The sequence below is a fragment of the Mucilaginibacter sp. CSA2-8R genome, from assembly GCF_038806765.1.
Taxonomy (GTDB): domain Bacteria; phylum Bacteroidota; class Bacteroidia; order Sphingobacteriales; family Sphingobacteriaceae; genus Mucilaginibacter.
Map to the genome: position 1 here is coordinate 4,192,048 of NZ_CP152389.1, position 21,996 is coordinate 4,214,043.

At 43.8% G+C, this 21,996-nt stretch carries 18 protein-coding genes; 2 read left to right on the forward strand and 16 right to left on the reverse strand.

Features of this window, described 5'->3' with window-relative positions:
* Nucleotides 1–20: 20 nt before the first annotated feature.
* The 3 genes from AAGR14_RS17755 to AAGR14_RS17765 all read right to left on the reverse strand — a co-directional run bounded on the left by AAGR14_RS17755 (nucleotide 21) and on the right by AAGR14_RS17765 (nucleotide 6,104).
* A complete protein-coding gene (locus AAGR14_RS17755) occupies nucleotides 21–1,169 on the reverse strand; it encodes an SGNH/GDSL hydrolase family protein (protein ID WP_342645584.1) in 1,149 nt (382 codons plus the stop codon).
* 142 nt (nucleotides 1,170–1,311) lie between these two features.
* On the reverse strand, nucleotides 1,312–2,805 hold the full coding sequence (locus AAGR14_RS17760; protein WP_342645585.1) for a RagB/SusD family nutrient uptake outer membrane protein: 1,494 nt from the start codon (nucleotides 2,803–2,805) through the stop codon (nucleotides 1,312–1,314).
* Nucleotides 2,806–2,816: 11 nt separating this feature from the next.
* Nucleotides 2,817–6,104: a TonB-dependent receptor gene (locus AAGR14_RS17765; RefSeq protein WP_342645586.1), complete on the reverse strand. Its 3,288-nt coding sequence runs from the start codon at nucleotides 6,102–6,104 to the stop codon at nucleotides 2,817–2,819.
* Between the two features lie 193 nt (nucleotides 6,105–6,297).
* On the opposite strand from AAGR14_RS17765, the gene AAGR14_RS17770 reads away from it, so the two are divergent.
* The gene (locus AAGR14_RS17770; RefSeq protein WP_342645587.1) at nucleotides 6,298–7,182 is read left to right on the forward strand and encodes an AraC family transcriptional regulator; all 885 of its coding nucleotides are present in this window, start codon (nucleotides 6,298–6,300) and stop codon (nucleotides 7,180–7,182) included.
* 11 nt (nucleotides 7,183–7,193) lie between these two features.
* Here AAGR14_RS17770 and AAGR14_RS17775 read toward each other — a convergent pair whose 3' ends face one another.
* The 13 genes from AAGR14_RS17775 to AAGR14_RS17835 form a co-directional block, all read right to left on the reverse strand.
* A complete protein-coding gene (locus AAGR14_RS17775) occupies nucleotides 7,194–8,312 on the reverse strand; it encodes a D-TA family PLP-dependent enzyme (RefSeq protein ID WP_342645588.1) in 1,119 nt (372 codons plus the stop codon).
* 11 nt (nucleotides 8,313–8,323) lie between these two features.
* Entirely contained in the window at nucleotides 8,324–9,679 is a 1,356-nt protein-coding gene (locus AAGR14_RS17780; protein ID WP_342645589.1) for a hypothetical protein, read from the reverse strand.
* A gap of 37 nt (nucleotides 9,680–9,716) precedes the next feature.
* Nucleotides 9,717–10,799 carry a membrane dipeptidase gene (locus AAGR14_RS17785; RefSeq protein WP_342645590.1) on the reverse strand — a complete coding sequence of 361 codons (1,083 nt, stop codon included), beginning with the start codon at nucleotides 10,797–10,799 and terminating at the stop codon, nucleotides 9,717–9,719.
* 8 nt (nucleotides 10,800–10,807) lie between these two features.
* Nucleotides 10,808–11,785, reverse strand: a complete 978-nt coding sequence (locus tag AAGR14_RS17790) for a 3-hydroxyacyl-CoA dehydrogenase NAD-binding domain-containing protein (protein WP_342645591.1) — start codon at nucleotides 11,783–11,785, stop codon at nucleotides 10,808–10,810.
* A 32-nt stretch (nucleotides 11,786–11,817) separates the two neighbouring features.
* Complete coding sequence (locus AAGR14_RS17795; protein WP_342645592.1) at nucleotides 11,818–13,113, reverse strand: aspartate aminotransferase family protein; 1,296 nt, start codon at nucleotides 13,111–13,113, stop codon at nucleotides 11,818–11,820.
* Nucleotides 13,114–13,176: 63 nt separating this feature from the next.
* Nucleotides 13,177–14,157, reverse strand: a complete 981-nt coding sequence (locus AAGR14_RS17800) for a 3-hydroxyacyl-CoA dehydrogenase family protein (RefSeq protein WP_342645593.1) — start codon at nucleotides 14,155–14,157, stop codon at nucleotides 13,177–13,179.
* Between the two features lie 10 nt (nucleotides 14,158–14,167).
* Nucleotides 14,168–14,551, reverse strand: coding sequence for a Rid family detoxifying hydrolase (locus AAGR14_RS17805; RefSeq protein WP_342645594.1), 384 nt, complete (start codon nucleotides 14,549–14,551; stop codon nucleotides 14,168–14,170).
* A gap of 168 nt (nucleotides 14,552–14,719) precedes the next feature.
* Nucleotides 14,720–15,508 carry an SDR family oxidoreductase gene (locus AAGR14_RS17810; protein ID WP_342645595.1) on the reverse strand — a complete coding sequence of 263 codons (789 nt, stop codon included), beginning with the start codon at nucleotides 15,506–15,508 and terminating at the stop codon, nucleotides 14,720–14,722.
* A gap of 4 nt (nucleotides 15,509–15,512) precedes the next feature.
* Nucleotides 15,513–16,289 (reverse strand): SDR family oxidoreductase, encoded by a 777-nt coding sequence (locus AAGR14_RS17815; RefSeq protein ID WP_342645596.1) that lies wholly within the window; start codon nucleotides 16,287–16,289, stop codon nucleotides 15,513–15,515.
* Between the two features lie 20 nt (nucleotides 16,290–16,309).
* Nucleotides 16,310–17,227, reverse strand: coding sequence for a Gfo/Idh/MocA family oxidoreductase (locus AAGR14_RS17820; protein ID WP_342645597.1), 918 nt, complete (start codon nucleotides 17,225–17,227; stop codon nucleotides 16,310–16,312).
* 13 nt (nucleotides 17,228–17,240) lie between these two features.
* The gene (locus AAGR14_RS17825; RefSeq protein ID WP_342645598.1) at nucleotides 17,241–18,197 is read right to left on the reverse strand and encodes an aldo/keto reductase; all 957 of its coding nucleotides are present in this window, start codon (nucleotides 18,195–18,197) and stop codon (nucleotides 17,241–17,243) included.
* A 4-nt stretch (nucleotides 18,198–18,201) separates the two neighbouring features.
* The gene (locus tag AAGR14_RS17830) at nucleotides 18,202–19,008 is read right to left on the reverse strand and encodes an aldolase/citrate lyase family protein (protein WP_342645599.1); all 807 of its coding nucleotides are present in this window, start codon (nucleotides 19,006–19,008) and stop codon (nucleotides 18,202–18,204) included.
* A 33-nt stretch (nucleotides 19,009–19,041) separates the two neighbouring features.
* The gene (locus AAGR14_RS17835) at nucleotides 19,042–19,872 is read right to left on the reverse strand and encodes a HEAT repeat domain-containing protein (protein ID WP_342645600.1); all 831 of its coding nucleotides are present in this window, start codon (nucleotides 19,870–19,872) and stop codon (nucleotides 19,042–19,044) included.
* A 596-nt stretch (nucleotides 19,873–20,468) separates the two neighbouring features.
* Between AAGR14_RS17835 and AAGR14_RS17840 the strand changes: the two genes are divergently transcribed.
* Nucleotides 20,469–21,995: an ankyrin repeat domain-containing protein gene (locus AAGR14_RS17840; protein ID WP_342645601.1), complete on the forward strand. Its 1,527-nt coding sequence runs from the start codon at nucleotides 20,469–20,471 to the stop codon at nucleotides 21,993–21,995.
* Nucleotide 21,996: the final 1 nt, after the last annotated feature.

A 21,996-nucleotide genomic window follows, 5' to 3' on the forward strand; every position in this document is an offset into this window, starting at 1 on the left:
ATGATACTATCTTTCGTGAGCTACTTAGCCAATATTTTAGTTACCATGCGCCAGTAAGCGTCGGCATACCGCATCATCCCTAAATCGGTTGGGTGAATGCCGTCTACCATGGTATCCATATCCTGCTTTAAAGCTTCTATAGGGAGCAAACTTAAATTCTTTACACCGCCAGCCTTGAGGTCTGCAAACGCCTGATGATTTACACCGTTCACCATTTTATATCTGTCGCGTTTTACCGTGTTGATAGCGGCATCGGTATAACCAAAATGATCAGTGAGGATGATAGGCGTTACCGGATGTAGTTTTCTGATCTGCTTTACTGCGTTTGTTAACCTGTTATAAATTTCGGAGGCTGAAAAATCAGCCTTGCCGCCCACCAGGTTTGGTAAGCAATCTAAAACAAATACACGGGCATCTATTTCATTCACTACTTTAACAACCTCCGGTTCCATTTTACCTGAGCCCGAAAACCCCAAATTAATAACCGGCAGCTTTAGCTTACGCGCCAAAATTGCTGCCCACGCCATGCCCGGCCTTGAGGCACAGGCACCCTGCACTATAGATGTACCGTAAATTACAACAGATTTTGCGCTATCAGCCGCTTGCGGAATAAAAGTGCTGCCCTCTGGCGTGCCTATCTCCATCCATTTTACGGCGTTGTATAATGGCAGATAAAGGCAATATTCAATCCCTGTCTTTGCGTCGGCGTTAGTCGGGGTTAAATCGGTAAACTTATATTCAATAGTGTCTTTAAACGAGTATTTACCGGCACACCATAACGTATTGCCACGGGCATCAGTACCGTATAAATCTACCCCGCTTACGCCCGTAGCCGGCATGTGCGGCATAGCTAAGGGTTCGGTAACCTGGTATCTGATAGTGATTTGCCTGGCATTGGTTTTAAACCTAATTTGCAAGCCTGCCGATTGTTTAGACAGCTTCCACACGTCGGCATTAACCATTTGTTTGGCACGTAACGGGAAACGGTCATATGTATTTTCTACTTCCGAGGCCCAGCCTTGTCCGTTTACAACAGCAAACTTGGTGGTGGCCGGGTTCCACCAGTTTATATTTGCTGCGATTTGTGCCTGTGCACAGATAACTACACACCAAGCGGCGACAGTTAACATCAGCTTCCTATTTAACTGCTTACTTATTATGGATGACATAAATGGTATGAAAATTTAATAGAACTGAAAGCAATTTGCAGTTATGCGGTTACGTGCAGATATTAAAAAAGTGTAGCGGCAAACCCGCCGCTACACCAACTAATTCAACTATTAACTCAACTCAAACTATAAAACAAACTTGTCAATACCCAGGGTTTTGTGTCACTTTAGTCTCGAGTGCCAGGGTGGTATTATTTATGGGGTGTAACAGCAAATAATCCTGACCTTTTCTTGATTGCAATGAAGGCACTAAATCAAATGCTTTTCCAAATCTTACCAGGTCAAACCAGCGTTTACCTTCGTAAGCCAACTCCAGTAAGCGCTCTTTTAAAATGGCATCATCGTTACTGGCCATGGTACCGTTTACAAATGCCCGTGCGCTGTACGCTGAACCGTAAGCACGCTGTCTTACCAAATTAATTTCGATTGAGGGATCTTGACCCAACGCATTTTTAGATTCGGCTTTCATCAAAAGCACATCTGCGTAGCGATACAAAATCACGTCATCGGCAAAGTAACGCACGTTGTTAATTACCGTACCATCGCCTTTGGTAATGGCAGCCCCAGCAAAAGTGCGGGCACCGGTTGTTGCGTTTACGTTAAACACCTCTACAAAGGTTGCGGCACGGCGTTGATCATCGGTAGTAAATTGGTTACGCACCAGCGCCGATGGTTGCCAGATATTGTTACCACCCAGGGTAGTACCCAGTGCTGCCTTCGAAGCGGCATCTGCACTGGCTAATGAAAATGTAGTTGGCAGATACCCGTTAAAGAAATAATTATCGGCAGACTCCAGAGCTACATAGTTTACCGCCATCAACACCTCGCGGTTTCCTTTATTGGTATAGTCAAATACCGTCGAAAAAGACGGCAGCAGAGCAACATCAGCTGTTTGCACCGCATTACAGGCATCAAGTGCTGTTTGTAAATCGGCGTTGCCACCACTCAAACGTTTAGCCGTCCATAAATAAATATCTGCTTTTAAAGCGTTGGCCGATGGGCGCGACCATAAGTTTCTACCGTTTTGAATGGTATTGGTAGGAAATAGAGAAATCGCTTTGTTAACATCAGCCTTAATTAAGGCAAACACATCAGCTTGCGAAGATTTTGCCACCTGGATGGTTTGTAAATCTACCGACTCTATTGCTTCGGTTCTGAGCGGTAAAGCACCCCAGGTTCTGGTCAACAAAAAGTATACATATGCGCGCATGCTGTAGGCTTGCGCCAAATAATCATTACGTGTGGCCTCGGATGCAAACGTGGTAATTGGGATGTATTTAATAAGCAGGTTGGCAGCATTAATTACTTTGTAGTAATTACCCCAGGTAATGGCTGGCTGCAGGTTATCGGCCGTTAAGGCATTTTTGTAGTAAGCATCATAACCACCTGTACCGGCCAGTCCCTGCTCAACCGTTTCGCCGCGCAGCTCGCCCAAGGCAAAGCTGTTAAAATTGGTTTCGTTACGCAGCAAGGTATACATGCCGTAATTAAAACCCTTAATATCGTTTTCTGACTGAAAAAAGGATGCGCCTGATATAGTGCTTATTGGTTTTGTTTCTAATGTTTTACTGCATGAAGCAAGCACCAGCAACACCGATAGTGCAGGTAATATGATTTTTTTATATAATCGGGTCATGATAATTTGAATTAAAATGTAACGTTTACGCCAAAAATGATGTTGCGGGATACTGGGTAACGGCCAAAATCGCCTTTTAAACTACCGCTGGTTGTAAAGCCGCCGTCTTCAGGGTTAGGCCCTTTGTACCCGGTAAAATAATGCAGGTTGGTACCACTTACGCTTAACCGTAAAGCGCTCATTTTCATTTTCTTTAACCAGGGTGCCGGAACTGTGTAACTAAAGGTTAGCTCACGAATGGCCAGGTAATCACCTTTTTCAACATACTGGCTGCTGATACCGGTAATTACCGCACCGCGCAAAATATTTTGTGCACCGCTTACGTCCTGAGGATTGTATTTAGGTATGTCTGTATTATCACCAGCTTGTTTCCAGCTCGAGTTTACATATTGTTGCGTTGGTGCAACATCGCCTTGCCAGTTGCCGTCTAAAAATGCTCTTGCGTAGTTAAATATGGTATAACCGGCACTAAAATCCATCCGCAGGTAAAGGCTCATGTTTTTGTAGGCAAAAGTGTTAGAGAAACCGCCTGTCCATTTCGGAAACGGATTACCGAGGTACACTTTGTCTCGGGTATCAATCACACCATTGCCGTCAGTATCCTGCCAGATAACATCACCGGCATGTTTTACTTTACCTGCTGCTGCGGTAAAAGCATTGTCAACAGGTGCTTTGGCGGCATCAGCTTCATTTTGGTATACACCTAAAGCTTTAAAGCCATACCAGTCGCCTATCTGGTACCCTTCAATGAGCGAGCCGTTATTGGCAGGCACATAGATATACGAACTGGTTTTAGGATCATAAACCTGTAAGCCACCGATGCGATTACCGTCCAAACCGTTAGGAGGCAAGCGCAGTACCTTATGGGTATTTCGTGCAGCGTTAGCTGTAATATTCCACCTAAAACTTCCTGATGGTGGCAATATACTTGCACCAATTTCTAACTCGTAACCTTTATTTTCTAAGCTACCGATGTTAGTAAGTACTGAGCTGATACCGGCAGATGGCGGCGGATTGTAGGAGAACAACAGATCGTCGGTAACCTTACGATAATAATCAAATATTACGGTTAGCCGGTTTCTGAAAAAACCTAAATCGGCGCCCAGGTCAAGCATTTTTGAGCGTTCCCAGCGCAGGTCGGCATTAGGCACAGTATTCTGTATCAGTCCAACGTTACCATTATATCTTTGTTGGTTTACCGTGGCAGCTAAACCATAATTGCCTTGAGCATAATAATCACTCAGGCCCGAAATATTACCGTTTACACCATAGCTTCCGCGTAATTTAACGGCCAATAAATCTTGCGGTAAGGCATCCCAGAATTTTTCTCTGTTAAGCACCCATCCAGCCGAAACACCCGGAAAAAAACCGAACCGGTGTTCGGCACCAAATGTTGATGAGCCATCATAGCGGGCATTTAAAGTTAACAGGTAACGCTGCTTATAATCATAGTTGATGCGGCCAATATAACCGGGCAACCGCAATGTTGATATGGTATTACTTACTCCAGTAAATGTTGATGAAGCATTGATGGTAGGAATTAAATCGGTAGACGCCCCCTGCCCTGTTGCTGTAAAGTTGTTTTGTGTACGGGCAAAGTAAGAGAAACCGGTTTTAGCTTCCAAATGATGATCACCAAAAGCTGTAGTGTACGTTAATATTGCATCTACCTGGTATTGGTCGGTGCGGTTAACGGTATTTGACCCTATACGGGATGTAATTAAGTTAGCAGCACCTGGCCCGTTTTGATACGATGGCTGAAAAGTGCGCTGTGATAAATTTACCCTATACAATGTGATTTGCGGATCAAAAGACAGACCTTTTACGATACCCCATTTACCACCCAGGCTATAATTGGTGGTTTCATTACCAAAAGCGTTATCCTGGTTTGGTAAATGATAAGCCGGATTACCGTTACCTTGTTGCTGGCCAGGGGCCAGTGAACCATCCTCAAAAGTGTATTTAGCCGTACGGGGCAAACCGGTAGATCTTAAAAAGATCAATTGATCGGCCAGATAAGCGGTATTACTGGTTGAATTAGTATAGTAAACGCGGCCAAAAACATTGATGTTATCTTTAATTTTATAAGAACCGTTCAAGTTAAATGAAAGGCGGTTGTACTTGGTTGTGATCACGCTGCCATCAGCCGCCATATATCCCAAACCGGCGTTAAAGGTTGCCCTGTCATTACCTCCCGAAAAGGTAACATGATGATTATGTGACGTAGTTTTTTGATAAAGCACATCGTTCCAGTTGGTATCATCAAAAATAATGGTCTTGGTGGGGTCAATCGGATCGGGCATGCTCTGCCAGCCTTGGCCAAGTTTATATTGATTTGCAGGGGTTAAATACTGTGGCGTAAAAGCTGTGTTGTTGGTTAAGTCGTTACCAATACCAATACTGGTAGCACCGTTACGCTGGTTAAAAGTAGCCTGCGTAATATATCCCCTGGTTAAAGCCTCCTGTAGGCCTAAACGACCATAGTATAAATAATCGCGGGCGTTTACAATATCATAAGTACGGCTTACATTGCCTAAAGTAAGATCATAACTGTAACCTACGGTAGCACGGCCCGCTTTGCCCATTTTTGTGGTAACGATTACAATGCCGTTTGATGCACGCGAACCATAAATAGAAGTAGAGGCAGCATCTTTTAATACTTGCATGCTCTCCACATCTTCTGAGTTAATGTCGTTAATATCATTGCGCTGAACCCCATCTACAATGTAAAGGATTTGTGATGAATTGGGATCGCTTATGGAGGTACCACCCCTTATAATTACCCTTGCTGCAGCACCCGGCTGCCCCGAGGTAGTTTGCACACGCACGCCTGGTAAAGTACCTTGCATGGCTGTGGTTAGGTTGGGGTAAGATACCGTTTCTAACACCTTATTATCCAGTTTAGTTACCGATGTAGAAATGGTTGCTCTTGATTGTGTGCCGTAACCTACAACTACTACCTCGTTTAATTTGGCAGCATCATCAGCCAAACTAATATTTACGGTGGTACGTCCGTTTATAGGCTGCTCTTGAGACTTAAAACCTACATAGGTAAAAACTAATACATCATTACCACCGGCAGTGAGCGAATAATTGCCACCTGCGTCGGTCATTGAACCGCCCGCGCCGCCTTTTACTTTTACAGTTACACCCGGCAAGGCCTGCCCTTGTGCATCTGTAACCTTACCTGATACTTTTAAGGTACCCTGCGCAAAAACAGCACAGCAACAACATAACATTATCACTGATAATGCCTGCTTTCTCCAATTAATTAATTTAAGTAAATCTTTAATCATCATCAATTTTTAATAAGGAGGTGAGAGTATTATTGAACGGTATTATATTTTATAATATAGACAGTGAACCAAATGTAGTGGTGGTAATTTCAATTAGTTGCTATTTTTCTTTGCATTTATAATACTATCTTTCAGTTTCCAATTTTTACCTATAAACCCATTATTAAAACCGTATTAAATCATTAATTTAAGGGCTATGAAAGTCATTGAGCAACGTTTGCCGCAGGAGTTCGACAAATCATTCATCGTTTTTAAAGAGACCGGAAAGTTTTTTCCGTGCCCATGGCACTACCATCCTGAGTACGAATTAGTGCTGGTGAATAAAAGTACCGGCCGGCGTATGGTAGGCGATCACATTGGCTATTTTGACGAGGGTGACCTGGTATTTATGGGGTCGCGTTTACCGCATGTATGGGTAAATGATGCTAAATACATTCAGAGCGATGATGAAAACCCGGCAGATGCCATCGTGATACAGTTTGTGGAGGATTTTTTAGGTGAGCGCTTTTTAAATATCCCCGAGCTTGAAGGATTTAGAAAGTTTTTACATGTATCTGAACGGGGCATTGTGATTGAGGGGAAAGCCCGGAACAAAATTATTCCAATTATGAAAAGCATGATTGGCATGAACGGCATTCAGCGGTTATCGGCGTTGATGTCTATTTTCGAAATCCTGTCTAACATCAACGATTATAACTTACTGGCCAGCCCAAAATTTGTTCAAAATTTTCAGTACGAATCACCAGGCCGGTTTAAAAAGATTACGGAATACATTCTTCAAAACTTTAACAAAGACATTACCCTGCCCGAAGCTGCTTCGATAGCTAATATGGGGCTTACCGCATTCTGCAATTTTTTCAAGAATCAGTTCAGGATGACTTTTGTGGAGTATTTAAACACCGTACGTATAGGCCATGCCTGCAAATTGATTGCTGAAGACAAACACAATATTGTTGAAGTGGCTTATGAATGCGGTTTTAATAACCTGGCTAACTTTAACAGGCAATTTAAAAAGCTTAAAAACATAACACCGAGTGATTACAGGAAGCTCCTGAACATGGAACTGGAAAAGGCGTCTTAATTGGTTTGCGGCTAATAGTTAATCATGCGGTCGCGTGCAATTATTTTCCATTCGGTAGTCAGCAAGCCATTACTTACTACTCCGGCCCTGTCATATAATGCACAGGTTGGGCAAATGTGAACCGGCAAACCGTAAAAAACATCGCCAATGTTAACCGAATTTGGCCCTGCAGTTTTAACTACCAAATGCTCTTCGCTATGGCCTGTAAAATACAGGTTGGGTAAATTGAGTATTTCAACCCGTTTATTAAGCTCATTTTCGGCGGCTATGGCTTTGTGCCCCATATCTAAACATAAAGTATAGTCGTTGGGCTTGGAGATAACCCGCGTAATTACTAATGCTGCAGGTAAAAAAGGTAAATCAGGAAATAGGGCGCCATATCCTTTGTCCCACAGGGCAAAGGTACCGGGGCTGCATTCAACGTCAGGCATTTTAGCAAACACCGGAAAGGTTGGCGTACCTCCGGCCACAATAACCGGCTTGCTAAAACCCGCTTCTTCAATCTGAGCTATCAGTTGCTGTACCGGTGCAAATGCCTCTATACATTCCTGAGTACGTTTTTGCAAATCGGATTTATAAATATGGCCATCATAAGCATGCAATCCCTTTACATTTATACCTGGTAAAGCAGAACAAAACTGATAAAGCTCAAACGCACGATCGGGTAAAATGCCGGTACGATTCATACCCACATTTATATCTACAAATACATTTAAACGGTAGCCAAGCTTTTCGGCTTCTGCCGACATCATGGCGGCAGAGGCCACATTGTCTGCCAAGCAGGAGAAAGTGGTTTGCGGGTAATTAAAAATGAGTTGGCTGAGCCGATGCATTTTAGTTAACACCGGTTGATAGGCCAGCAATACATCAGGCGCATGACACATACCCAGCATTTCTGCTTCGGCTATAGTAGCACATTTATATTTGGTGATGCCTGCTCCCAGCATCAGACGCGTTACCTCCGCACATTTATGCGTTTTAACATGCGGCCGTAGTTGCCCCACATCAGTAACAAAGCTTTTTAAAATACTAATATTCTGCTTAATACGATCAGGATAAAAAACCAGTGCGGGTGTATCCAACCTGTCAACGTTTTTTAACTGATACCATGCATCTGTCATATTACTCATTATACGAGCTGCTAAAACTTATTAATAAGTGACTTCAAAACCTGTCTTATTTTCTCCTCAGCAGTTACTTCCAGGCAACTGGTTCTGCAGCGCCAGGTTTCATAACCACCACGTTCAATCTCATGTTCAGGGCATACATAGCCTACGTAATCGTTAGCCAACGTAATGGTAAAATAATTTTTTATTTCACTTTTCAACGCCAGGCCGGTTTCAGCAAAAAACTCCCCTCCTAAAGCCCCTATGACGACATTGCCTATCTTAATTGCTTGTACAGGAAAATTAATCTGGTCTGGAAACTCGTTTAGTAGTACCTGCTCACGGGCATACAGCCGTTGCATGGTTTTAAAATCTATCCCGTCTAACTTCTCATAGGTGCCTTGCGCAACCAATAATTTTGCGGCTTCCAACTCACTTGCGTCAGGTTTACGTATGCCTGCCCGCACCTCGGCATAGTCTGCAGCAATAGTAGCATTGGCTTGCCATTCAATTTCGTTTACCGACTGCGCAACCCTTTTAGCCAGATCGCCACCTATCAAACGGCTTTTTTCATAATTACCTTTCGGAAACCTGCCTGGGTTCAAGAAATCCCAGATGTTTGCCTCGCCGCTGGTGCCGTTGCTCAACATGCCTACGAAAGCATCACCCGCATGGAGCAAGTCTTTCAACTGGTTGCTGAACTCGCCAAAGTAATCGGAGCTTAGTGTACCGTTTTCCCAATCGCCTACATAGTGCATGGAATAGTTGCCCAACAAGCCTAACCACTCATCATTTTCGTTTTTTACAGCCAGGTAGCAAAGCTCGGTATCCATTTGTGATACCGGACCAATAATTTGATCTTCGGCACCAAAGGGATTAGTTTTTACCCGGTCGAGCCCTCCAGTTACCGGATTTTGCGCCTCGTAGCCCGGCTGCATAGCGTAACGCCTGCACAGCACATATTCTGGAATATTAACGCTGCCAAAGCCCACTCTTGCATTCACCAGGTTTTGTTGCGCCTTAACAATAGCCTCAACAATTAAGGATGGCAGCTTTTGCCGATAAGGTAAGTCGGCCGCGCCAAGCAACAAACTTTCTACCGACCCTGATGCATGGGTATGCGTACTCGAAATTAATATATTTGGAGGCAAAATGTCTGTAAGCTCATAAACCTGCGCCTTAACAGCATCCAACAACTCGCGGCGCATAGCACAAATATCTACAATACATAAAGCTACAGTTACGCCACCACCTTTAAATACCAACGCTTTTGCATACAAAACATCATGAATTTGCGTAGCGTAGTGTGTTACAAAGTCGCCATTGATAAGGGTGCCTAAAGGAGGGGTGATATCAACTTTGGCAACTCCGGCCTGTAGTGTATTAGTCATATACGCTTATTTTAGTTAGCGGCTATAGCCATAATTACTATACCAACGCTTTTCTGAACAGTCTTAGCCAATTATTATGAAATATGTTGTGGATATCAGCTTCACTATAGCCACGTTTACTTAAAATGTCTTGATATTTTTGCAGGTCGGCTATCGAGTTTAAATCCCAGGGAGACTGTTCTGTACCAAAATTACCATCCAGGTCGCTCCCGATGGCGATGTGCATACTGTTGCCAGCCAACTGACAGATATGATCCCAGTGATCTACCAGATTTTCCATACGTATGTTTAACTGCCACGGGTCTGACAGGGCATCAATAAAACGGATGTCCATAGCCCAGCAATCCAGCATCCCCCCTATTACGGCGTCGCGCTCAATTAAAGCTTTAATGTTATCATCGGTGAGTTGCCTTTGCGTAGGTGCAATTTTGCGTACGTTATGATGACTGGCCCAAACCGGTCCTTTAAAAAAGTTTAGTGCCTGGTCAAACCCTTCATCAGTTAAATGCGTAACATCCAGCACCATATTTAAGGCATCCATCTCTTTCATCAAATCAAAACCGGCCTGAGAAACCGGGCCTTCCATTTTTGTACCCGGAGCATATCTGCCAGGGCCAAAATGAGATAACCCCAATGCCCGTAAACCATAGCCATAAGCTCTTTCAAGATAGGAAATATTAACCAGCGAATCTGCACCCTCCAAACTTAAAACATAACCAATAGGCTTGGTATCGTCTGCAATAGCATCATCATTCCATAGCGCCAAATGTTGGTCTAAACCGTTGGCAGATGTAATCTGAACCATTTCACCTAACGCCTCCATTTCACGGTACCAGGCTAATTGCGCCTGTGTCATGGCCCAAGCTTGCTGCGGCGAATTCCATCCCGATAATGACATTCCGAAAGATGTACAACGCGAAAGCTGTGTGGCAATAACCAGCCCAACACGGCCCTTACGAAGTTCGGGCAGGCATACGGTGCCGCGGCCACGGTCGGCCTTGTCTTTCAGGTGCATTTCCTGCAACCTGATTTCAGCAAGTGGCCTTGTTAGGTCGCGGTTCCACTCTATGGCATTCATAGCCAAATCAAGGTGAGCATCTATAATCAGTGGCTTTTTCATGACCGGAATTATCGCAAAACTTTGCTTTTTTGTTTATAACTGAAGGGATACTTTTCGATGATTTGCTGAATTTGATAACTAAATTTCCGAAATACAGTATCCCATTGCTGGGCTTCCCCTGGCTCGTAATGGTAAAACCCTTCCCCTGTAATCATACCTTTGCTACCTGTATCTATCAGTCGCTTGCAAAAATCAGGGATATGAGTATCTTTTGACAGCTCGGGATTTAACTCCTGCATTACAATACCATACATATAGGTACCCATCAAATCCATGTACCTGAAGTTACCTGCAAAAGACATATAATATCCGGCATCGTTACGACAGGCCCGGTCAATATCCTCAATGGTTACGTAATTGTTTTCTACCAAAAAAAATGCCTCCCGTAGTAAAGCACACATCAGCTGGGCACGGATACCTTGATTATGTTTTAAAACATAAGGATCTTTTCGCCAAAGCTCACGTGCCGTCTGGCAAAAATCATCAACCAATTGGGTTTGTGAAATTTCGTTGGTAATAATTTCTAAAAAACTGGTGGTATGCGCCGGCTCAACCCAGTTAACCCCCAAAAGACGCCCCGGATTATCCGAATAGCTTTGCAAAACATCCAGTGCAATGCTTTCGGTATTGATAGCTAACGTGGCGCTTTCGTGTAATACTTTATCAAGCTCTTTTATAAAAGCTGCTTTCTCTTCAATATCTTCATTAGTAATTACAATAGCTCCATCGTAACGCTGGGTATTACCAAGGGTGGTAATGACCTCCAGATTTTTAATATCTACAGTTTCACCAGTGTACTTCTCCATATCAGCTAGATGCTGCTCAACGGTTGCCATCACATTTGCGTTAGTCGGACTGTGTAATGTTACCTTATGCCCGGCACGTAGCAAGCACACACCAACACTGGCTGTTAGCTTTTTTAATCCTGTTACTAAAAAATGCTGTTGCTGATACCTTAAAATATCCATATCGTTTTCATGAAGCATTAACCTTAGTTTTAAACAATTTTATAAGCATCTTAAAATTCGGCAAGCACCTGGTCGGCAGCCGAAAGCGCCTGTTCAATATCTGCCTGCGTATGTGCGGCGCTGATATACCATAAGCCGCGGCCTATAATACGTACCCCATGGTTGTGCATACCGGCTATAAATTTCGCTAACTGCTGCTTGTCGGCCATAAGCACATCACGGTAAGTTTTAACTTGAGATAAAGACGTAAACGAAGTATTGAACATAGGCCCCGGACCCTGAACCAGCATGTTAAGGCCATATTTTTGTGAGATAGATTGCAAGCCCTGCATTAATTGCCTGCCTAATGCAAACATGCGCTCGTAGGGGTTTTCTTGCTGTAGCAGTGTTACGGTGGCTAATGCAGCAGCAACCGTGGCGTTGCTGGAGTTCATCGTACCGGCATGAATGACTTTACCCTGCTCAATCAGTGCCATCCATTCGCGTTTGCCCACAATGGCACTGATGGGGTAGCCGCTGGCAAAGGCTTTTGCAAAAATGGAAAGATCGGGCGTTACCCCAAAATAGCCCTGCGCCCCGCTTAGTCCTAAACGAAAGCCGGTAATCACCTCATCAAAAATAAGTGCGATGCCAAACTCCGTACAAATATCCCGCAGCCCTTGCAAAAAGCCGTCGGCAGGTGGTATACAGCCGTTGTTACACATGAATGGCTCGGTAATAACCGCGGCAATGTCATTGTAATTAGCCCGTACCGTTTTTTCAAATAATTCCAGATCATTCCAGGGCAGTATGATAAATTCTTCGCGGGAGGATTGCGGCAGGCCTTCACTCCAGGGTAAAGCATTGGGTTGTTCGGGATTACCTAGTGCATCGGCTGACGGGGCAGAAAAGCCCCAGGATACATTATCCAGCCAGCCATGAAAATGACCTTCGAACCGGAGAAATTTACTGCGTCCGGTTTTGGCTCTTGCTACTCTGAAAGCGGTATGCACGGCTTCGGAACCATCAAGGCAAAAACGCATCAGTTCGGCAGACGGAATTAATTCGTTAAGCTTTTCGGCAAGTTCAATTTCTTGTATATGCTGACCGGCAAATAGCTGGCCCGAGGCAGAATATTGTGTAACTGCATTTAAAACTTCGGGACGGGAATGTCCTAAAATAAGCGGCCCCTGACTTAAAGTAAAGTCGAGGTATTCGTTACCATCCACATCATAAATACGACTGCCCTGGCCATGGGTGTAAAACATGGCATGCGGATAGTTCATCTTCCGGAACTCGGATGACACCCCCCCGGCAAGCACTTTTTTTGATCGCTCCAGTAAAGCAGCCGACTTTGAATAGTCCATAATTGTATGGTGATAATTAAAAATAGGAATATGGTAAGCGCGCCCTGCAGACAGAGCCGCATTTTATTTATGTTGAAACTTGTTGCTCACCGAAGGATACTGCGCGGCCAGCCGGTCAATTTCTTTATTAAACTCAGCAAAAGCATCATCCCATTCTTTAGCTTCGCTACCGTTATAGTCGTAAAAACCTTTAGACGTTTGAGTGCCTTTAGCTCTAAGTTCAATCATTTTTTGCATGGCCAGCGGCACATCATCAACATTGCTTAATTGCGGCAGCAGGTTGTTCAGTATATTATCGAGATTATCGAGCCCTAAAAAGTCCATCCGCCTAAAAATGCCCATCAGTGTCATCCAAGAGCCGGCATCATATCTAAATGCCTTATCCATGTCTTCGATGGTTGCAATGCCGTTATCGGCAAGCGTCAAACCTTCCCGGTATACAGCATACATTAAACGGTTGGTTACAAACCCCCTGATGTCTTTCTTTAATAAAGTTGGCTCTTTGCCCCAATGGTGAGCCAGCTCAAACGCCCACTCAGCCAAAGGCACGGCAGTAGCGTTACCACAGGTAATTTCTAAAAAACGGGTCATGTAAGCAGGTTCGGCCCAATGTATGCCTAAAAACCTTTCGGGTCCGGGCACATAAGTTTGCAATATGCTGATGGGTATAGCTGAGGTGTTACTGGCTATAATAGTATCAGTGGCAACAGCTGCAACAATATTAGCGTATACTTCTTTTTTAATGTCGGGCCGTTCGGTCACGCACTCTAAAACTAAGCGGCAATCTGCCAGCGTGGCGTAGCTGCCCGATACGTTAAGCATATTCAGATAATGCTCAACCGGATATTGTAACAGCCCGGCACTTTCGCATTGCAGCAGATGGCTTTTAATATGCTCAGGTGCTTTTGCAAGTTCGTCTGCAAGGGGGGCGATGGCTTTAACCGGATGCCCGGCCACCAACAAAGCAGCAACAATACTGCTCCCCATAAGTCCCAGTCCCACCACGCCAACATAAATGTCGGCTACATTGATCTGCTCTGTCATCGCTCTTTAATCAGATTTTCACAACACAGTCAATCTCTACCTTTATGCCCTCACCCAAAACAGACTGCACCGTGGTGCGGGCTGGTTTTACGCCCGGAAAGTAAGTGGCATATACTTCATTATAGCGGTCAAAATCGTTAATATCGCTTAAATGCACCGTGCATTTAAGCACGTTTTCCATCAGTCCGCCGGCTGCCTCCACAATAGCTTTAATATTTTGTAGCGTTAAATGAGTTTCTTCTTCAATGGTACCTAAAACAAATCTTGATGTTTTAAAATCAACCGCCGCCTGCCCGCTTATGTAGAGTGTACCGTCCATCAAAACACCATCTGTGTATGCACCGGTAACAAAACTCGGATCGCGATCGGGATGTAAAACTTTTATTTTCTGCATGACGTTTTAGGAATAGGCTTTGATAATTGGAAATGCCTGTTAATCAAAAATACTTTCCGCAGCATGATTTAGATGCTACTTTTGTTTGCATTTGTAATACTATTCTTCACCCTTAAAAAAGAGATTTTGAGCTAGTGCGAACCGGATAAATGCAGTTCCATGATCTTTTTACCAACAGTTCCAGCCACCGTCAACAAACAAATTTTGACCAGTAATATAACTGGCTGCATCAGACAATAAAAAAGCAACAGTACCTCCAATTTCAGGAGCGGAACCTACACGGCCCATGGGCGACTTTTTAGCCAGACGCTCTATAAAATCGGGGTGCGTCTGCTGTACTGCAGGATTGGGGAACGGCCCTGGCGATATGCAATTGAAACGCACATTGCTTTTACCGTAATGTACAGCCATATAGCGAACCATTTGTATAATGCCGGCTTTAGTTACCCCGTACTCAATAGGATTTTTGGTTAACGGCGCTTCATATAATTCGGGGTTAGGCGATAATGAGCCATACATACTCGAGAACAACACTATGCTACCGCCGCCCCGCTGTGCCATTTGGGCTCCCACCTCCCGGGATAGTAAAAAAGACGAAGTTAAGCTGCCGTGATTTACCTCATCAAAATCATCGGCAGTTAAATTTTCCATGGTTTTGGCCGTTGAGGCATAGGTTAAATTAACCAGCCCATCAGGTACACCATGCTTTGCAATATTATCAGTTACAAAAGGCTTAATTAAATCGGTTTGGTGCACATTGAGCGTTGCCGCTGTAACTTGCGGCGACAAACGGGCCGACTCAATAAATTGCTGGGCGCGCCCTTCCAAATCTATACAAAGTACGCTGGCTCCGGCAGCTACCAGCAACTCTACGGCAGGTTGGCCCAAATACCCCGCACCACCAAATACCCATATCTGTTTTCCGGCTAAACTTAAAATGTTACCTGTATTATCCATAGTGTTATGCGTTTAAGCCTCCGTCCATTAAAATATTTTCGCCGTTGATGTATGCGCCGGCTTCTGATGCCAGCAACACCATCAAGCCCTTAATATCATCTTGATTAGCCATACGTTTAAGCGGAACCTTTTTGCAATAATTATTTAAGAACACCTCTGGCTGGTTATTAAATAATCCCCCCGGACTGATACAGTTAACCCGTACATTTTTGCCGGCCAACACCTGGGCCATATATTTAGTTAGATTAAGCAGCCCTGCATTATGAAAAAAATAATCGGGCGGAGGTGTGCCCATGCTGGTGCCCACGTAGTTAGACAGATCAGGGCCGAACATCCCCATCATCGACCCGATATTAATGATGCTTCCGCCGCCATTGGTTACAATCAAATCGGCCATCTCGCGGATAATATCCATAGATCCGGTTGCATTAACCCGCATAGATTCGGCAAAATCGACAATGTCGGCATCATAACTTTTCATGGGGCGCGACACAGCGTTATTCACAAATACATCCAGCTTACCAAATTTACGCAACACAGCATCTTTTAATTGCAGTACCGAGGCATGATCGCCCTGGTCAACAGGCAAAGCATGAACATCAAAACCCTTCCTGCGAAAATTTTGAGCAACCTGCCCGGCATTTTCCAAATTACGGGAAGCGATAATTACGGTGCCATCAGCTTCGGCCAAGCCTTCTACTATGCATTTACCATAATTGCCCGCTCCTCCGCTTACTACTATAATTTTATTTTTTAAACTAAATAGTTCTTTTACATGCATATTGATGAAGTTATGATAGATTATAAGTAGATGGTTTTACCGCCCTGGGCCAGACTTTCATTGGCGGCGATAAGCGTGCGCAGTACATTTTCTGTTTTGGAAAAGTCCAGGCGCGACTTGCCCTCTTGTACCGAGCGTACAAACTCAATAATATTATCCCTAAACATAGCGAATGAGTTTTTAATCTCAATCAATCGCCAACCTTGCTGCCCAAAAACAGATATTTGAAACGTGCCGGCAATCTCCATAAACAAGTTAACAATAACCTGCAAGCCACCGGCAAAAGTGATGTGTACTATATCTTTACCGGTTTCGCCAATGTGTTTGACAGTTAGAGGTTTTGCATCATCCAGTAACATAAAAATGCCCTCGATCATGTGCACGCCATATTTAATCCAGTCTTTTTTACCGGTAGCCGTAATAAGTTCTAACTTGCCAAGCGATGGCAGATCAATTTTTGTATTTCGGGCCTCTACGGCATATCGCATAGACGAACAAGACATAATAAGTTTACCTTTTGCACTTTCGGCCGAAAAGTAAGCCAGGTCATCCCACGTAGCAGCCAATGGCTTATCAATAAAAATGGGTATGCCTGCATCAATAAAGGGCTTTGCCATAGCCACGTGGTTTTCGGGATCGTCTCTTGAAAGTATTACGGCATCAACGTTCCCGATCATATCTTCGGCGCGCCCAGCGATGTTTTCTATACCGGTAGTTTTGGCAATGCTTTCGGCAATACCTGGTTCTTGTGCCCAAACGTGCGTTACCCTGGCATTGGGCAATCCCAGCGTGTCGTGATTAGCTTGCAAATACGCAGCTACAGCCGGATAACCAACATCACAAATTTCTTGTGCATCAAACTGACCGTTGATGATGGCCGACCATGAGTATGGGTGGGCATTGCCTGCACTCATGCCTAAAACGCCAATTTTTATCATATTAAAGTTGTAATTAGGTTAACCAGCCTTCCCTGTCCCACATAGGCAGATTAATGAAATCTGGTTCGGGGTAGGCTAAATCTTTAATTTGTTGTAAAGTTTCTTGGTGTAATGGATTTCTTGTTGCGACGTCGACAGACTGTTCCAGAAAATCTAATTTATCAATACCTACCAGTATGGCTGATATCTGCGGAAATGATAAGGCAAACTGGGTTGCTAGTGCAGGCAGGGTTACATTGAGCGATTGCGTGAGGGTATTATATTTTTGGATATGCGCTTCAACCTGGCTTAAAGCCGGATGCAGGTTTTTTCCGCGGTCGCTCAGTAACCCTTTTAACAAAACGGAGCGGATGATTAAACCGATCCCCTGCGATACTGCCTTGTCAAACAACGCAGACTGGCGCTGATCCATCATATTAAAGGGCACTTGTATTACATCCCAGCATCCGGCATCAATAGCCAGTTGGGTTTGCTCATTGGTATACGTTGAAACGCCTGTGGCTTTAATTAAACCAGAATTTCTGAGGTCGGCAAAAATGGCTTGCACGTTGTTATCGCGCAAGAGGCGTTCATCGGCCTGATGGAGCATGTATACATCTACATAATTGGTTTGCAAAGCCATTAAGCTTTCTTGCAACGATGTTTCGATGATTAGCTTTAACTCGTTATAGGGCGGGATGTCGCCATTCGGTTTTTGGAAGTGTGTGCATTTAGTAGCAATAATCACCTCGCTGCGATGATGCCTGAAAGCTTTACCAATAATACTTTCGCTGTTACCATAAGCACGTGCCGTATCAAAAAAATTAATACCAAGTGTTAATGCCGTTTGAAGTAGATGGATGGCCTCATACTCGCTTAGCATGTCTTGCTCAGAGTTGATCCCGATACCGTAGGGCATACCAATCTCCACGCAGCCAAAGGCTACTTCAGATACATGTATTCCGGTTTTACCTAATGCTCTTTTGACCATGAGCCTATTTATAACTCTCTAAACCCGAACCTGCCAAAGCAACTGATTTGTTGAATTGGCTAATTAGCCCGTTACAGTAAGCAGACATGCCCACCACATCGGCACCTACATTGATGAATTGATAGCCCATATCTTTAAACTCATCTAACATACCTATGCCACCCGTGGTAGCAGCAAATTTGCCGTGCTTGCGGGCAACTTCGGCTACCTTTTTGCGGGCATCCAATAGTATAGGGTTGGTCCAATCGCCGGGTTTACCAATGCTTTGACTAAAATCGCCGGGGCCAAAAAACAACATATCAAAGCCTTCTAATTCGGCAATCTGGTCCAATTCATCCAGCGCCTCTACGTCTTCAATCTGAAAAACCACAAACCGCTGCTTGTTGGCATCAGCCAGGTACTCATGAAAATCCATATTAGTGTATGCCCCGTCAGCGCTGCCCCCATCCATAGCACGGCGGCCAATGGGGTAAAAGCGAGTCATTTCTATAATTTTTTTAGCATCCTCAACACCCATTACATGGGGTACCAATATGCCGGTGGCATCCAACTCGAGCGGCTTCACATAATCACTGTAACTACCGCGCGGAATGCGTACCATCAAATCCATGTTATGCGCTTTTGACGCCCATACGTGGGCACTATAAACCGACCAGTTTTGCGCCAGATGCTCCTGGTCAACCCATACGCAGTCAAAACCACTCATGGCAGCAATCTCCGTCGACACCGCATCGGCTATATTAACCTTAAAACAGCTGGCCGTTTGCCCCGCACGAAGTTTTTGAAGCACCTTACTTTCCCTCATTTTCATAACAAAGAGTATATTTTTAACTGGCGTTGGTAATTAAATTTTACAATTTTTAATATTTAGGATTGCATTGGATGCAGCCACTCTGACGTCGGTATTTTCGTCGGCCATTAACTGCATTAGCAAAGGCAGGTCTTGCTGGTTGCCACCCAAGCCTAATGCTTCGGCCAATTCATAGCGCTGCCCAACTTCTCCTTTTAAATAACTGAGCAATATAGGTTTGCCTTGTTCTTTATCAGCTTCCCGGTTATGCACAAACAGGCAACTGGCAACATAAACTCGTGCAGCGTCATTAGGATTGAGGTTTTGCAAGCATGTTTTCAGCCTGTTTATGGTCAGCGCATTTATTTTAGTTTTAAACCTGAGCGCATAAGCTGCATAGCGGTAATCTATTTCCTGATCTGACAACAGTAGTTCCGATAACCGGTCTTCATCATGTATTTTGCCGCTGTTGGCCAATATCCATCGGGCCATCCCTTTAAAACCGTTGGTTCCGGTATCGGCGTAAGATTTAATCATAGCCAGTGGCTGGTAATAACCAAGCTTACCTAAACTCTCGAGTGCCGTAAGCTGTATTTTAGCTGACGGCCCATGCTCAAACTGCTGCAATAGCTGGCTTATGTATTGTTGATATTGAGCCGGCTTTAATTTACTTAACCGGGCCAAAACCCTGGTTGAACCAATTACATTGTCGGGAGAGGCAGTTTTAAGTTTTAAAAATTCGGACTCTAACCCACCCGTTTGCTGATGCCGAATCAGGTTTTCGGCAGCATGAACTTTTATAAAAAACGTTTCTCCGTTTATAACTGCTTGCTTAAGCTGTGTTAACGCCTGCTCACATAAATAATCTGTGTTTTGCCCATTCATCGTTTTACAACAGCAGAATAAAAAGATAACCGTAAACAACCTCATGTAATATGGCGATTTGAATTTCAGGTAATCTATCATCTTTAAAATCGCACTGATGTTAATCTATAATCACAAGATAGGCTATTTACTAAACTATCAATACTAATGTGTTATAGATGCAATAACCTTCCTGCATTATTTCAAATGTAATTGGGCTTTGCTCTGGTTTATGCTACTTTTTACTGTTTTTATGGTATTATCTTTCAACCGTGTCATTGTTGATTTGAAGCAACATTTAACTAAACCTAAGTCCGGTTTATTTGAATTAGTATGCTGATGTAAGCTTTAAATATTTTCATAAATCAAGGCGGCGTTAAGTGATTTAATAAACAGATATACTTAGGCAGTGTGCAAAAAGGTTTCATCATTAATTGCAAAAACCATAGCACGCTTTTTACAGAAACGATAGTTTTTAGGCTATCACCTTTAAAAAGTCATCTCTAAAATTTTTAAATAGAATCATCAAGTTTGGTACCTTATAATTTTAAGATTATAAACTATGTTTTTATTTAGACTTAATCTTATTAAATTCGCACCAGTTCAACTTTATCAGCATGAAGAAAATACTTACGGCCTTATTCTGTACAATTACACTATCTGCAGCAGCGCAACAGCAAAACACGTTGCTTGGCTCATCGTTCTGGCAAACGCAGCCTGATGTAAATGCAGTTAAGGCAGAGATAGCCAAGGGTAATAGCCCAAGTCAATCTAACGCCATTGAAATGGACCCGGTGGTGATGGCTATTAATGCGCAGGCCCCTGCCGAAACCATTAAATTTTTAATGGAACAACCAGGCAACAGCATTTCTAAACTCACACACGATGGCAGGACCTACCTGCACTGGGCCGCCCAGCGTGGTAATATTGAAGTAATTGATTACCTGTTGAGCAAAGGTGCCAAAGTAAATATTATGGATACCCATGGCGCTACACCTTTACTGGCTGCAGCCGGTAGCGGACAACAAAACACAAAAATTTATGATGACTTTTTAGCACACGGCGATAACCTGAAAACCAATGTAAGTGGTGATGGTGCTAATGCACTGTTACTGGCTATACCCAATGATAAGGACTTAGTGCTAACTAATTACTTTATTTCTAAAGGATTGGACTTGAAAAGCACTGACGCCGAAGGTAACAACGCATTTGCTTATGCAGCCAAAAGCGGTAACATTGAACTGATGAAAACACTGCAGCAAAAAGGGATTCCGGTAAGCCCTTATGCTTTAATTATGGCTGCGCAGGGAGGCCGTCGCGGACCAGCTGGTAACGGTGGCGGCGCTAACCTGGCCGTTTATGAGTTTATTGAAAGCCTTGGTGTAAAACCTACTGCCAGCAGTAAAAATGGCAACAATGTATTGCACTACTTGGTACGCAAACCTGGTCAGGCAGAAATTATTCAACACTTTTTGGCCAAAGGCGTTGATGTAAATCAACCTGATGAGGATGGCAATACGGTATTAATTGATGCAGCTTCGGCAAATCGCGATACAGCGATACTGGCTATGTTGTTACCGAAGATAAAAAGCATTAATCAAGCTAATCCTAAGGGCATTACGGCATTAGCTATGGCTGTTCGCAGTAACTCGGCTGATGTAGTAGCTTACCTGATCAGCCATGGAGCTTCGATAAACGCAGTTGATCGTGACGGCAATAACCTGGCTTTTTACCTAATACAGTCTTACAGCAGCCGTGGAGGCCGCGGCATGGGTGGAGCCGGAAACAGCCCAACTGCAGATTTTGATGCAAAACTTAAAGTTTTACAAGACAAAGGCTTTAAAGTAACCACACCGCAGCAAAACGGCAATACGCTTTATCACTTGGCAGTTGCCAAAAACGATCTATCATTGGTTAAGCACCTGCAACCTTTAGGGATAGACATTAATGCCAAAAACAAAGAAGGACTGACTGCATTGCACCGGGCAGCAATGATATCTAAAGACGATGCCATGATGAAATACTTAATATCTGTAGGTGCCCAAAAAGAAGCTCAAACCAACTTTAAAGAAACAGCATTTGACTTGGCGGCCGAAAATGAGTCTTTAACTAAAAACAACATTTCTGTTAACTTTCTTAAATAAC

Coding starts and splice junctions, on each gene's coding strand:
- AAGR14_RS17770 (WP_342645587.1), top strand. CDS start 6,298: ATGAAAGTCATTGAGCAACGTTTGCCGCAGGAGTTCGACAAATCATTC.
- AAGR14_RS17760 (WP_342645585.1), bottom strand. CDS start 2,805: ATGACCCGATTATATAAAAAAATCATATTACCTGCACTATCGGTGTTG.
- AAGR14_RS17795 (WP_342645592.1), bottom strand. CDS start 13,113: ATGGACTATTCAAAGTCGGCTGCTTTACTGGAGCGATCAAAAAAAGTG.
- AAGR14_RS17830 (WP_342645599.1), bottom strand. CDS start 19,008: ATGAAAATGAGGGAAAGTAAGGTGCTTCAAAAACTTCGTGCGGGGCAA.
- AAGR14_RS17780 (WP_342645589.1), bottom strand. CDS start 9,679: ATGACTAATACACTACAGGCCGGAGTTGCCAAAGTTGATATCACCCCT.
- AAGR14_RS17790 (WP_342645591.1), bottom strand. CDS start 11,785: ATGCTTCATGAAAACGATATGGATATTTTAAGGTATCAGCAACAGCAT.
- AAGR14_RS17835 (WP_342645600.1), bottom strand. CDS start 19,872: ATGAATGGGCAAAACACAGATTATTTATGTGAGCAGGCGTTAACACAG.
- AAGR14_RS17800 (WP_342645593.1), bottom strand. CDS start 14,157: ATGACAGAGCAGATCAATGTAGCCGACATTTATGTTGGCGTGGTGGGA.
- AAGR14_RS17810 (WP_342645595.1), bottom strand. CDS start 15,508: ATGGATAATACAGGTAACATTTTAAGTTTAGCCGGAAAACAGATATGG.
- AAGR14_RS17755 (WP_342645584.1), bottom strand. CDS start 1,169: ATGTCATCCATAATAAGTAAGCAGTTAAATAGGAAGCTGATGTTAACT.
- AAGR14_RS17825 (WP_342645598.1), bottom strand. CDS start 18,197: ATGGTCAAAAGAGCATTAGGTAAAACCGGAATACATGTATCTGAAGTA.
- AAGR14_RS17805 (WP_342645594.1), bottom strand. CDS start 14,551: ATGCAGAAAATAAAAGTTTTACATCCCGATCGCGATCCGAGTTTTGTT.
- AAGR14_RS17785 (WP_342645590.1), bottom strand. CDS start 10,799: ATGAAAAAGCCACTGATTATAGATGCTCACCTTGATTTGGCTATGAAT.
- AAGR14_RS17820 (WP_342645597.1), bottom strand. CDS start 17,227: ATGATAAAAATTGGCGTTTTAGGCATGAGTGCAGGCAATGCCCACCCA.
- AAGR14_RS17765 (WP_342645586.1), bottom strand. CDS start 6,104: ATGATGATTAAAGATTTACTTAAATTAATTAATTGGAGAAAGCAGGCA.
- AAGR14_RS17815 (WP_342645596.1), bottom strand. CDS start 16,289: ATGCATGTAAAAGAACTATTTAGTTTAAAAAATAAAATTATAGTAGTA.
- AAGR14_RS17775 (WP_342645588.1), bottom strand. CDS start 8,312: ATGAGTAATATGACAGATGCATGGTATCAGTTAAAAAACGTTGACAGG.
- AAGR14_RS17840 (WP_342645601.1), top strand. CDS start 20,469: ATGAAGAAAATACTTACGGCCTTATTCTGTACAATTACACTATCTGCA.